General features: G+C 45.3%; 15 protein-coding genes. 13 read left to right on the plus strand and 2 right to left on the minus strand.

Features of this window, described 5'->3' with window-relative positions:
- Positions 1-134: 134 nt before the first annotated feature.
- From KB186_RS26120 to KB186_RS26165, 10 genes are all read left to right on the plus strand, one after another.
- Entirely contained in the window at positions 135-986 is an 852-nt protein-coding gene (locus tag KB186_RS26120) for an energy-coupling factor transporter ATPase (protein WP_232774674.1), read from the plus strand.
- Complete coding sequence (locus KB186_RS26125; RefSeq protein ID WP_173612333.1) at positions 962-1,834, plus strand: energy-coupling factor transporter ATPase; 873 nt, start codon at positions 962-964, stop codon at positions 1,832-1,834. Before KB186_RS26120 ends, KB186_RS26125 begins: the two co-directional genes overlap by 25 nt.
- Before the next feature lie 2 nt (positions 1,835-1,836).
- Positions 1,837-2,634, plus strand: coding sequence for an energy-coupling factor transporter transmembrane component T family protein (locus KB186_RS26130; RefSeq protein ID WP_173612334.1), 798 nt, complete (start codon positions 1,837-1,839; stop codon positions 2,632-2,634).
- Positions 2,631-3,365 carry a tRNA pseudouridine(38-40) synthase TruA gene (gene truA / locus KB186_RS26135; protein ID WP_173612335.1) on the plus strand — a complete coding sequence of 245 codons (735 nt, stop codon included), beginning with the start codon at positions 2,631-2,633 and terminating at the stop codon, positions 3,363-3,365. Before KB186_RS26130 ends, truA begins: the two co-directional genes overlap by 4 nt.
- 254 nt (positions 3,366-3,619) lie before the next feature.
- Positions 3,620-4,057 (plus strand): 50S ribosomal protein L13, encoded by a 438-nt coding sequence (gene rplM, locus KB186_RS26140; RefSeq protein WP_012684005.1) that lies wholly within the window; start codon positions 3,620-3,622, stop codon positions 4,055-4,057.
- Positions 4,058-4,077: 20 nt separating this feature from the next.
- Positions 4,078-4,470 carry a 30S ribosomal protein S9 gene (gene rpsI, locus KB186_RS26145; RefSeq protein WP_005828788.1) on the plus strand — a complete coding sequence of 131 codons (393 nt, stop codon included), beginning with the start codon at positions 4,078-4,080 and terminating at the stop codon, positions 4,468-4,470.
- Positions 4,471-4,962: 492 nt separating this feature from the next.
- Entirely contained in the window at positions 4,963-5,430 is a 468-nt protein-coding gene (locus KB186_RS26150) for a DUF3986 family protein (RefSeq protein WP_232774675.1), read from the plus strand.
- Positions 5,427-5,960: a YpjP family protein gene (locus KB186_RS26155; RefSeq protein WP_232774676.1), complete on the plus strand. Its 534-nt coding sequence runs from the start codon at positions 5,427-5,429 to the stop codon at positions 5,958-5,960. Before KB186_RS26150 ends, KB186_RS26155 begins: the two co-directional genes overlap by 4 nt.
- A gap of 203 nt (positions 5,961-6,163) precedes the next feature.
- Entirely contained in the window at positions 6,164-6,880 is a 717-nt protein-coding gene (gene cwlD, locus KB186_RS26160; RefSeq protein WP_269137329.1) for an N-acetylmuramoyl-L-alanine amidase CwlD, read from the plus strand.
- A 111-nt stretch (positions 6,881-6,991) separates the two neighbouring features.
- A complete protein-coding gene (locus KB186_RS26165) occupies positions 6,992-8,104 on the plus strand; it encodes a P-loop NTPase (RefSeq protein ID WP_173612339.1) in 1,113 nt (370 codons plus the stop codon).
- Between the two features lie 52 nt (positions 8,105-8,156).
- Here the strand turns inward: KB186_RS26165 and gerD are convergent, their stop codons facing one another.
- Positions 8,157-8,807 carry a spore germination lipoprotein GerD gene (gene gerD / locus KB186_RS26170; protein ID WP_173612340.1) on the minus strand — a complete coding sequence of 217 codons (651 nt, stop codon included), beginning with the start codon at positions 8,805-8,807 and terminating at the stop codon, positions 8,157-8,159.
- Positions 8,808-8,932: 125 nt separating this feature from the next.
- Between gerD and KB186_RS26175 the strand changes: the two genes are divergently transcribed.
- Positions 8,933-9,520 (plus strand): KinB-signaling pathway activation protein, encoded by a 588-nt coding sequence (locus KB186_RS26175; RefSeq protein ID WP_173612341.1) that lies wholly within the window; start codon positions 8,933-8,935, stop codon positions 9,518-9,520.
- 26 nt (positions 9,521-9,546) lie between these two features.
- Here the strand turns inward: KB186_RS26175 and pdaB are convergent, their stop codons facing one another.
- Positions 9,547-10,317 carry a polysaccharide deacetylase family sporulation protein PdaB gene (gene pdaB / locus KB186_RS26180; RefSeq protein WP_173612342.1) on the minus strand — a complete coding sequence of 257 codons (771 nt, stop codon included), beginning with the start codon at positions 10,315-10,317 and terminating at the stop codon, positions 9,547-9,549.
- A gap of 124 nt (positions 10,318-10,441) precedes the next feature.
- Here pdaB and KB186_RS26185 point away from each other — a divergent pair, with 124 nt between their 5' ends.
- A complete protein-coding gene (locus tag KB186_RS26185; RefSeq protein WP_173612343.1) occupies positions 10,442-11,095 on the plus strand; it encodes a stage II sporulation protein M in 654 nt (217 codons plus the stop codon).
- A 115-nt stretch (positions 11,096-11,210) separates the two neighbouring features.
- Positions 11,211-11,444 carry a hypothetical protein gene (locus KB186_RS26190; protein WP_007716307.1) on the plus strand — a complete coding sequence of 78 codons (234 nt, stop codon included), beginning with the start codon at positions 11,211-11,213 and terminating at the stop codon, positions 11,442-11,444.
- The last annotated feature ends 157 nt before the right edge of the window (positions 11,445-11,601 follow it).

An 11,601-nucleotide genomic window follows, 5' to 3' on the forward strand; every position in this document is an offset into this window, starting at 1 on the left:
CCTGGTAGATTACCGCGAAAAGGGTGGGGGCAGATCTGGTCATAGGCTGGACTCTGATTCAACCCTTTTTTCCTTTTACATCGAAATCCTGCTAGTCAGTTCCCTGTGAAGGCTGGGGAGGTTGTGAATGCCTCATGAATGAAGATAACCTGCTGGCATTGCGAGATGTTTCTTATACCTACGATGGTGAGGATGGCCAACGGGTTCCGGTATTACAAGGTGTTGACCTTACCATTCAAAAAGGTTCCTTTGTATCCGTATTGGGGCACAACGGTTCCGGCAAATCAACGATGGCAAAGCTGATGAATGCTCTATTGCTTCCTGAAGGCGGCACAGTACTTATCAGTGGAATGGATACGAAAGATGGGGAGCAGCTTTGGGAAATTCGACGACATGTTGGCATGGTCTTTCAGAACCCGGACAATCAGATTGTGGGGGCTACTGTGGAAGATGATGTCGCCTTTGGCCTAGAAAACATGGGTGTGGACCCCAAAGAGATGCGAAATCGTATTAATGAGGCGCTCGTTTCTGTAGGGATGGAGTCTTATTTACAGGCACAACCACATCGTCTGTCTGGGGGTCAAAAGCAACGCGTGGCGATCGCCGGGATTATGGCGATGCGGCCTTCTGTCATCATCCTGGATGAAGCGACAGCGATGCTTGATCCACAAGGGAGAATGGAAGTGCTGAATCTGGCTCGTCAACTGAACCGTGATGAGGGACTCACGATCATTAACATTACCCATTTTCCGGAAGAAGCCATCTATTCGGATAAGGTCATCGTCATGAATGCGGGTGAAGTCCTGATGGAAGGTAAGCCGAGTGAAGTGTTTAATGAAGTAGATCGTTTGAAACAGGTGGGACTGGATGTGCCATTTGCCGTTCGACTGCGACACGCACTTCATTCCAAAGGGATTGAATTACCGTTTGTCCTGCATCAAGAGGAGCTGGTGGAGCACGTATGCAAATTACTTTTGACCAAGTAAGCCATATCTACGCAAAGGGAACACCGTTCGAACGAGTTGCCTTACACAATATTTCGCTGACGATTCCATCCGGTTCGTTTGTCGGAATTATAGGCCAGACGGGCTCAGGTAAGTCAACGCTGATTCAGCATTTGAACGGGTTGCTGATGCCTAGTTCAGGGCAGATTACCCTGGGTGATGCGGTCATTACTCCAAAGCGACGATTACCCCATGCTAAAAGGCGCGATATTGGGCTCGTCTTTCAATATCCTGAACATCAGTTGTTTGAAGAAACGGTTGCGAAGGATGTTGCTTTTGGACCGCTCAATTTTGACTTGCCAACGGAAATGGTGGAAGCCCGCGTAAAGGAGTCCCTTGAAATTGTTGGCCTGGATTATGCCACGATCAAGGATCGTTCGCCATTTCATTTAAGTGGCGGACAAATGCGACGTGTTGCTTTGGCTGGTGTTCTTGCCATGCAGCCGAAGGTTCTGGTATTGGATGAACCAACTGCGGGTCTTGATCCTGCGGGACGAGTCACGATTCTGGAAGGGATCTACCGGATTCATCGGGAACAAAACCTCACGACACTATTGGTTACACACAGCATGGAAGAGGCAGCCCGCTATGCAGACTATTTGCTTGTGATGGCACAAGGTCAAGTAGCTTTGCAGGGGAAGCCGGAGGAAGTATTCATGCAAGTGGAGCGTCTCCGAGAGCTGTCTTTGGATGTACCGGAAACGGTGGCTTTCGTATCGCAAATGAATCAAATGCTGCCGGACAAGGCTAGTCTGCCGAGCTCCCTTTATCGGGAGGAAGAGCTGATTGCCCATCTGCTGGAACGACTGTCCGTACCAAAGGAGGGCTAGGCATGCTGCAGAATATCGCAATTGGTCAATACGTACCAGGGCAATCTTTTTTACATCGTGCAGATCCGCGAAGCAAGCTTCTCTTCATCATCCTTTTTGCTACCTTGATTTTTCTGGCTAACAATGCGGTTACGTACGCCATACTCATTGGTTTTACCTTGTATGCTGCACTTCTTTCTAGGCTTTCATTGTCCTATATATTAAAAAGCTTAAAGCCTGTCTGGATCCTGATTTTGTTTACCGTTGTCTTGCATATTTTTATCACAAAAGGCGGGACGGTCTACTTTCAGTGGGGATGGTTTACAGTAGAAGAGCAGGGAGTTCGCCAGGCGATCTTCATTTCTTTGCGCTTGGGACTTTTGATTCTCATTAGCTCCTTGCTAACACTGACCACCTCTCCTATCGATTTGACGGAGGGTTTGGAGCGTTTACTAGGACCACTAGGGAAGATCGGCATACCGGTTCATGATATAGCCCTGATGATGTCAATTGCACTCCGGTTCATTCCGACCCTGATGGAAGAAACGGATAAAATCATCAAGGCGCAGACCGCCAGAGGAGCCAATTTCACTAGTGGAAGTCTCGTACGCAGAGCCAAGAACCTGATTCCGATCGCTATTCCATTGTTCGTTAGTGCATTTCGGCGTGCGGAAGAGCTGGCTTTGGCGATGGAAGCACGTGGCTATCGCGGGGGAGTGGGGAGAACGCGGCTGAATAAGCTGACGTTCACTTGGCGTGATGGAATCGTAGCTGTTGTGAGTGTGATCCTGGTAATCGTGATTGGGTGGTGGCGTACATGAAGCGACTGCGATGTGTATTGGCGTATGACGGAACTGACTTCAGCGGTTTTCAGGTACAGCCAGATCAAGTAACGGTCCAGGGTGAAATTGAAGCCGCATTGAATCGGATTACCGGAGAAGATATCCAAGTCTTCGGATCAGGCCGGACAGACGCGGGTGTTCATGCACGCGGTCAAGTGATTCACTTTGACACGTCGAGCAACATTCCGATGGATAAATGGCGGTTTGTGTTGAATAATCAGTTGCCTGATTCTATTGTCATTCGGACAGTCGAAGAGGTCGATGCCTCTTTTCATGCGCGTTTTGACGTGCAAGTTAAAGAATATCGATATTGTATCGACAACAATCCGGTAGCAGATGTATTTCGACATCGTTACGCCGACCATGTCCGGTTCCCGTTAGATGTGGACGCGATGCAGCAGGCTGCTCATTACTTGGTGGGTGAACATGATTTTACTTCCTTTTGCTCGGCAAAAACATTCGTCGAGGACAAGGTTCGGACTGTGTACGGGCTCACCGTGGAAAAAATCGGAGACGAGGTATGGGTGACATGCCGAGGCAACGGTTTTTTGTACAACATGGTTCGAATTATTGTGGGGACTTTGGTTGAAGTAGGGCAAGGAAAAAGAAGCCCTGCTGAACTGAGGGAAATCCTCGCCGCATGTGATCGGGAAAAGGCAGGTAAGACAGCACCAGCCAAGGGTCTGACCATGTGGGAGGTTGTCTACTAGTTCTCAGATTTCCAACTATTAGACGAACGAGCAGCACTTGACTATAGGGCGTCTATGTAGTACGATATTCCTTGGTATTTTAACCCCGCCTAGCCCCACTCTAGCCCCGGGATTGAAAGACAAGAACGTGATTACATGGAACACCTGGAAGAGTTGCTCACCCGTAACAGCAATTATCTTCCATTGCAAGTTTCGGTTGTTTTGGTTATGAGTAGATGGATATGTGTTAGGTAAGATATTTAGGAGGGACAAAAATGCGTACCACATATATGGCGAAACCGCTCGAAGTTGAGCGCAAATGGTACATCGTTGACGCTGAAGGCCAAACGCTGGGTCGTCTGGCGAGCGAAGTAGCTTCTATCCTGCGCGGAAAATTGAAACCAGAATTCACTCCTCACGTTGACGCTGGCGATTTCGTAATCGTAATCAACGCTGACAAAGTGAAATTGACTGGTAACAAACTGAATGACAAAATTTACTACACTCACTCCCTGTATCCAGGTGGTTTGAAAAAGACCACTGCTGGCGCAATGCTGAACAAACGCCCAGATCGTATGTTCGAACTGGCGGTAAAAGGCATGCTGCCTAAAAACAGCCTGGGACGTCAAATGTTCACCAAGCTGAAAGTATACGCTGGAACTGAGCATCCGCACGCAGCACAAAAACCAGAAGTTTGGCAAATTCGCGGTTAAGGTAAAGGGAGGAAATATACGTGGCACAAGTACAATACTACGGTACAGGTCGTCGTAAGCACTCCGTAGCACGCGTTCGCCTGGTTCCAGGTGAAGGTCGCATCGTGATCAACAAGCGTGAAATGGATACTTACTTTGGTTTGGAAACACTGAAATTGATCGTAAAACAACCACTCGTTCTGACTGAAACTCTCGGTCGTTACGATGTATTGGTTAACGTAAACGGCGGCGGAACCACTGGTCAAGCTGGTGCAATCCGTCACGGCGTTGCTCGCGCTCTGCTGAAAGCAGATCCGGAACTGCGTGGCGCTCTGAAACGCGCTGGCTTCCTGACTCGCGATCCTCGTATGAAAGAGCGTAAGAAATACGGCTTGAAAGCAGCTCGTCGCGCACCTCAATTCTCCAAGCGCTAAGAAGCTTTCAATTATCAACATTATCGCCCTTGGCCATCATTGGTCAGGGGCTTTAATTTTTTCTTCCAACGGCCCTCCAATTTGCCTTCTATGGTTTTTTGAGCAACCCCTATTGTTATCTAAATGTCTATGCGTATAAAAATTCCTATACCCCGAAAAGCACTGTCTTTTAACAAGTCCATTGCTACTTTATAAATTACCAAAAAAAGTAAATTATATATTGAAAACAATTATTAAAATGGTATAATTTGGTATATTCAATAATGTTAGGAGGTCATTCATATGGGATAGTAACTATGAAGTGTAGAGCTACATAGCATCTGGTGCTACTGTATCTACTCCGAAATGGTCTGCTCGTGTGAACTCAACCGCTATCATTTTACTAGTGCTCGTGAGTGAAATCGGAGGCAAAAGCTACTGAATATACTTCGAGCATCAACTGTTGTCAATGGCAAATGGACATCTCGACCGCGAGCGATACGTTGCTGGAGGATGGCTCAAATTTGGCCTCCCGAATGGATCACTGACCACATGAGTCAGGTGGTGGAATACCGCATAAGAATCAATCATAGAGCCACTATTACACTTGGCTTGAAAATTCAACATACGAAAAAGTGTATCTTGAGAAATGGGAGAGTGGAAAGAATGTTGGATTGGGACAAAATGCAAGAGGAGTACGTAACGGATCATCATTATCATGTTTCTTACCATGAAGATGGATACGATATCGAGGGTACTGTATGGAAAAAGAAAAACGGAAATGGTTGGGATGTTCTCTTTTCTGATATACATAATGAGCTAAATGAAGAGAATGATACTCAATTAGATTTAGTAATTTTCCGCTATGAAAAAGATCAGTTAGACATCGAAGAAATCAATGAAATGTTTGCACAATGGGTCAAAAAGGTGCTTCTTCGTAATGCAAAAGATAAATCAGTATACATGTACAAGGAAACATGAAATCAATTAAAGAAAAGGTGGTAGATTTTTTAATGTTTAAGAAGATAGTATCGCTTGTTTTAGCGGTTTCGTTTGTTTTTACTGGTGTCGTGGGGACTTCCACTGTAGCCGCGGCAGATCATCATTCTCAAGTAACTAAACAGAATCTCTCGAGTTCAATGAGAGAGTCAGAAATAAAAGAGAAGCAACAGGTTGCACCAATTGTTGCCAGAATAATCATAAAAGCAGCAGAATTTGCTGTTAAGAAATTAGGGAAAAAGATAGCAGATGATGTATGGCCTGTTGTGAAGAAAAAGCTGGATGATCTTTTGGAATCAGCTAAAGATCTTTCTGTGAAAGGCCCTGGTGGCGGTGAAAGAGTCTTCGCTATATTTAGCGATAAAACGGAAATTTTCAGATTGGATGCTAAGTTATTAAAAAAATCGGATGGATACTATTTGTGGGTTCATTATCATATTCGTCCCAATATGGAAGATCATCATGATATTGCTAATATTTATATGGGAAAAGATAAGCCTGGTGGCTGGTAAGTGGACCTACGTGCAGAAACGTCACGCATTGGAAAAACAGTATGTTATCTAATGTGTGGCGTTTCTTTTCTTTTTGCCTTGTGATCGATACATCCCCCTTGTCTGTTTCGCAGGCAGGGGGTTTTTCCTTTTTACAAACGGGTATATTTGTCCAAGTTTGTCCATATGATGGAACGAGAATGGGACAAAGGGGACGATACACTGTGACACGAAAAGGAGTAGGCTGGATATTGGCTTTCGCGGTACTTATGCTGTTGTTCACCTACGAAGCGCCTGATCGTTCTTCCTGGCAGGCATGGTCGCTGCCACTGACGGGAACGGTCATAGCCATTGACCCTGGGCATGGGGGAATCGATGGCGGTGCCGTTTCCAAAAAGGGGGATGTAGTTGAGAAAGAAGTGACTTTGGCCATTAGCATGTACTTGCGAGATTTCCTTCAGCAGTCAGGAGCGTTTGTGGTTATGACGAGGGAGGAAGACAAGGATTTGGCGAGTCCAGATGCGGCACAGGCACGCAAACGAAAATCTGAGGATATTCGAAACCGGGTAAGGCTGGTCAATGATAGTACACCGGATTTTTTGGTCAGCATACACGTTAATTCCATCCCTTCTCCGAAATGGTCGGGAGCACAGACTTTTTATTCCCCTAGCTTCAAAAAGAGTGCAGAAGTTTCTTATTTGATACAAGATGAGATCAAACGGGTGATCGGTCATACAGATCGGGTTCCGAGTAAGACGAACAATGTGTTCTTGATTCGGGAGGTTAACTGCCCTGCCGTTTTGGTAGAAGTAGGCTTTGTCAGCAATACAGAGGAGGCCAAGCGACTTCAGAGCGTTGAATACCAAAAAGCTATGGCGAATGCCATTTATCAGGGAATATTGCGTCAGTACTCGGGAGAAAAAGCGCCAATTACACCCTGAGATGGCGGTGATCGTGTTCCGACCGCCCGAATATGCTATAATGAACGCGCATACGCTGCCGTTATACCAGCATGAAAATGTTTGAAAAGATTATAGATGAGGTGAACCAGAATGTTGACCAGAGAACAGGTTCTCGAAGCACTACGCGATGTAAAAGACCCTGAAATTAATCGTAGCTTGGTCGAGCTCAACATGATTCGGGATATCCATATTGAAGGCAAGACAGTAAGCCTCACAGTCGTTCTGACGATTTCGGGCTGTCCGCTCAAAGCCAAGATTGAGGACGATGTCATCGCAGCTGTGAAAGCGCTAGGAGCAGAAGAAGTACGCCTGCAATTCGGTTCGATGACAGACGAGGAACGTGCGGCTCTGTCTGCTCAGCTTCGCAAGAACCAAGGTGGGCAAACACATAACATGACACCGGGACAAGCTCCTCTCTTGAATCCGATCTTGGCGAAGGATTCGAATACGACCTTTATCGCGGTCACTTCCGGAAAAGGTGGCGTCGGAAAGTCGACGGTGACAGTGAACCTTGCTGTTGCGCTGGCTCGTCTAGGAAAAAAAGTGGGTATTATCGACGCAGACATTTACGGCTTTAGTGTGCCCGATATGATGAATATTGAACAACGTCCAACCGTGATTGGGGAAACCATTCTGCCTGTTGAAAAGCAAAATGTAAAGGTTATGTCCATGGGCTTTTTTGTAGAGGACAACTCTCCGATCATTTGGCGTGGTCCTATGTTGGGGAAAATGCTGCGTAACTTTTTCACAGAAGTGCACTGGGGCGAAGAATTGGACTACCTCTTGTTGGATTTGCCTCCAGGAACGGGAGACATGGCCCTTGACGTGCATACCATGATTCCGCAGAGCATGGAGATTGTCGTAACTACTCCTCATGCTACTGCAGCGTTTGTAGCAGCTCGCGCAGGAGCTATGGCAAAGCGAACCGGTCATGAAATTCTCGGTATTGTAGAAAATATGGCATGGTACGAAGCTAAGGATGGTTCGAAAGAATACGTATTCGGTCGTGGTGGAGGAGCCAAGCTTGCCGAGACATTGGCATGTGAGCTGCTTGCTCAAATTCCGCTGGGACAACCGGATAATCATCCATCTGAACCTGATTATTCCCCATCCATCTATGGAGAAAAGACCGAAATTGGTCAGCTTTACATCGATATGGCCAAACGTGTCATAGAAAAATGCGGGGAAGCCGTCAAACAATAAGATCTAAGAAGATGAAAAAGGTGGGCTCTACAATAGAGCTCACCTTTGCGTTTTAAGAAGATTTACCGCTGCCTCCACTAGAAGAACCTCCGCCGGAACCTCCACCTTTACCTTCTTTTCCTTTTTTCTTCGGCTTCAGTTCCTTTGGTTTGGTCATGTCCTCGGATACTTTGGTCATGATCTTCATGAGTTCAGCCTGGAACAAAGGACTTTGCAAGGAATCCTTTATCACTTGCATGGTTTGCTGTCGATAAGCAGAGCTTTTCATCAGGTCCATCAAATTTTTCTCAAACTCAGGGTCTTTCATTACGCTGATAAGCTCTTTTTGGTATTCAGGGTCCTTCATCAGGTCCTTCATTAGCGTTTTTTGTTCATTCTTCATGGATTTCGCCATAGCGCTTGCGAACTTAGGGTCTTTAAACGCTTCTTTGATGTGCGTGCTATTGGGATTCGTCATGCTTTGGATCAAAGTTGTCCGCACTGTCGACTCGTCCAGCATCAGGCTTTGTTTGAACTTGTCATCCTTCATCATTTTACCTACAGATTGCTTCGCTTCGTCCGTCTGTAATATGTCCAGCACCATGTCTTTGACGCTTTTATAATCAGGCTGAGACGAACTTTGCGCTTGTCCGCCACCCCCGCAACTGGTGAGGACCAGACAGACAAGAGCGGTTAACCAAAAAGACATCGTCTTTTTTCTCATGGGGTGGACACCTCCTTCTTTACTCTGCCTACAAGTAACGTGTGCATTTTGTTTTGTTCTTACGCTAGTATTTTCTTGTATCCATTGGTACAATCAAATTCGATGTGGATGGGAGGGAATACTTGGTGAGTTTGCGTAAGTATGGATGGCTTTTTATTACCACGCTCTTGCTTGGGGGATTAGGCGGGATCCTGGTTGCCCTTATTTTTGACTTGGACAAGCTGCTCGGGGGAAGCACCGGTAACTTTTTTGTGGGCTTGTTCATGTATCTCCTGTATGGAATGACCATTAGTATTGTGGCTCAGATGGGTTTTTTTGCGTATATGACGATTAATTATTTCGCTAAAACAATATTCAAAACGGCTTCGCTGTGGAAAAGTGTCCAAGTATTTCTTATTTTGTTTGTCTTTTTCGATATGATTTATCTTCGCTATACGTCTTTCGGTGAAGGAAAAGGATTTGGTTCGTACTTTATTGAGCCAACGGTATTATTGATTGTTGCTATTGTTACCGCATATGGAAAAGTAAGTCTGACCAATAAATCAGCATGGATACCGACGACCTTCTTTATGTTTGTCGTTACGGCACTGGAATGGATTCCTGCATTGAAGGAAGATAATGTGCGTGCAACACTGTCCATGCTCGTCCCACTATTGTTTTGTAACGTCTGGCAAGTCATGCAATTGCACCGTCTGGTAAAAAGAGAAAGCTGACCCAATGAAGGTCAGCTTTTTTTGTTTTAGTGAATTTCTTTGCTGTCTACACTTGTACCCGAAATGAGTTCTGATACGGTAACGAATTCATAGCCATCCTTGCGTAGTTGATCAATGATCACAGGGAGGGCAAGATGTGTATCTTTCGCAGAATCGCTCGCGTGCATCAGGACGATGTCTCCTGGATGAGCTTTCGATAATACATTATTGATGATCACATCTGTTCCCGGATTGGTCCAATCTTTTGAGTCCGTATCCCATTGGATGACGGAATACCCCATGCGATTCGCGATTTCCAGCACTCGTTTGTCAAAATCACCATTTGGCATCCGAATGAGCGTTGGTTTTTTTCCAGTCATTTCGGTTAAAATGGAGTCCGCTTTAGCCATTTGGGAGCGAATTTCTTCATCGGCGTATTTGGTGTAGTTATCATGCTTGTGACCGTGCGAACCAATTTCAAAGCCATCCTCTTTGATTCGTTTCAAAATGTCCGGATGTCGTTGACTCCAAGGAGAGGAGAGGAAAAAGGTCGCTTTGTTTACTTTTTTTTCTTTCAACACATTCAGTATAGGTATTGCTCTTGTCTCTCCCCAGCTGATATCAAAGGTAAGGGCGATTTTCTTTTCTTTGGTGTCGACCTTATAAATAGCTTGGGGGGCTTGCGTGCTGGTACCTTCAGCAAAAGCAGCAATTGAATCGCGTTCCGCATAACCAATTCCGGCTGTTAGTACGATGGCCGCGACGATAATTAGGATTTGCTTTAGTCGTTTTGCACTGATCACGTAAATGAATTTCATGGATAGCACCTCCTTTGTCCGATAACAGTTTATGCAGGGAAGACAAGGATATTCTTTGGCCTGTTGGCTATTGTTGAGGTACAATGCATATAGTGAATTATGAGGCAGTAAAGGGGTGTGGTGCATGGGCAGTCGATTGCGGCATTTATGGCTTGATAACCGAAAATATTTCTTCGCCGCATGCTTATTATTTTTTGGTGGTGCCTTGATTGGTTATTTTCAAGCACCGCTCGTTGAAGAGATGGTCGGTAAAATGATGGGCCAATTAAAGGAAATCGCTGAACGGATAAAAGAAAACGGCGGCGGACCTTTAGCGGTATTCTGGATGATTTTTTCCAATAATGTTTTCAGTGCATTGATGATGATGGCCCTGGGAATATTGTTTGCATTGTTTCCCATAATTGGAATGCTCACGAATGGAGTGCTGCTTGGATTTATCCTTTTCAAATACAGTGGGGTTGGAGTAAGTCCATGGCTTATTTTTAGTGCAGGGATTTTGCCGCATGGAATTTTTGAGCTCCCAGCTATCCTGTTTGCAGCGGGAGTTGGTATTCGTTTAGGGGTGCTGAGTTTACGATCAGTGGGAGTTCTAATCCAACCGCAAAAGCTGGCACGATTGAAAAATGACTGGTACGATACTCTCAAGCAATTTCCAATAGCGGTTCTTACTGTGGTCGTTTTGCTATTCGTCGCTGCCATTGTGGAGAGTACTATAACCCCAACCATTCTCAAGGAAACGGTGGGCCAACAACTGCAGCAATTGAACTTACTGAAATAATTCAGATTTGCAAACAAATTGAAGCCTTCCTAAACGGAGGGCTTTTTATTTTGAATAGGGCTGAATTTTGATGGAAAGGATAGAGGAGAGACTCGTAAGGCGGAGGGCGATATCGTTGCTAGGGTTTTTGTTCAATACGAAAGAGGTACAGGAACTAGAATACTTGTTAAAACGTGAGCTGGAAGAGATGCTCCTTGATTTTAGCGATAAACGAATTGATCAACTAGTGAAGCGGGCCATGGAGGAGAGGTACTCCATCATGTTTCGCATGTACGCAAGAATCGCCTCTCCCAATGAATTATCCAAGTATGTCAGACGCAGAAAACTCGGGGAGGAGCATTATACTTAAAAACTTTTTTAAAAAACATATTGACTCAAAGATAGGTAACGTGATAGATTAATTCTTGTCCTTAAGACGCCATCACAAATAACGATGAACATTGAGGACAGGAAATTGCTCCTTGAAAACTGAACAGCGAAAGCGTTAATGAGTCTATCATTAAATG

The organism is Brevibacillus sp. AF8, from assembly GCF_021270385.1.
Lineage (GTDB): Bacteria > Bacillota > Bacilli > Brevibacillales > Brevibacillaceae > Brevibacillus.

Bases quoted from the DNA above. Each gene is read 5' to 3' on its own strand.
- KB186_RS26125 (WP_173612333.1), top strand. From the start codon at position 962: ATGCAAATTACTTTTGACCAAGTAAGCCATATCTACGCAAAGGGAACA.
- KB186_RS26185 (WP_173612343.1), top strand. From the start codon at position 10,442: ATGGGCAGTCGATTGCGGCATTTATGGCTTGATAACCGAAAATATTTC.
- KB186_RS26165 (WP_173612339.1), top strand. From the start codon at position 6,992: ATGTTGACCAGAGAACAGGTTCTCGAAGCACTACGCGATGTAAAAGAC.
- rplM (WP_012684005.1), top strand. From the start codon at position 3,620: ATGCGTACCACATATATGGCGAAACCGCTCGAAGTTGAGCGCAAATGG.
- KB186_RS26130 (WP_173612334.1), top strand. From the start codon at position 1,837: ATGCTGCAGAATATCGCAATTGGTCAATACGTACCAGGGCAATCTTTT.
- truA (WP_173612335.1), top strand. From the start codon at position 2,631: ATGAAGCGACTGCGATGTGTATTGGCGTATGACGGAACTGACTTCAGC.
- pdaB (WP_173612342.1), bottom strand. From the start codon at position 10,317: ATGAAATTCATTTACGTGATCAGTGCAAAACGACTAAAGCAAATCCTA.
- KB186_RS26155 (WP_232774676.1), top strand. From the start codon at position 5,427: ATGAAATCAATTAAAGAAAAGGTGGTAGATTTTTTAATGTTTAAGAAG.
- gerD (WP_173612340.1), bottom strand. From the start codon at position 8,807: ATGAGAAAAAAGACGATGTCTTTTTGGTTAACCGCTCTTGTCTGTCTG.
- KB186_RS26120 (WP_232774674.1), top strand. From the start codon at position 135: ATGAATGAAGATAACCTGCTGGCATTGCGAGATGTTTCTTATACCTAC.
- KB186_RS26150 (WP_232774675.1), top strand. From the start codon at position 4,963: ATGGCTCAAATTTGGCCTCCCGAATGGATCACTGACCACATGAGTCAG.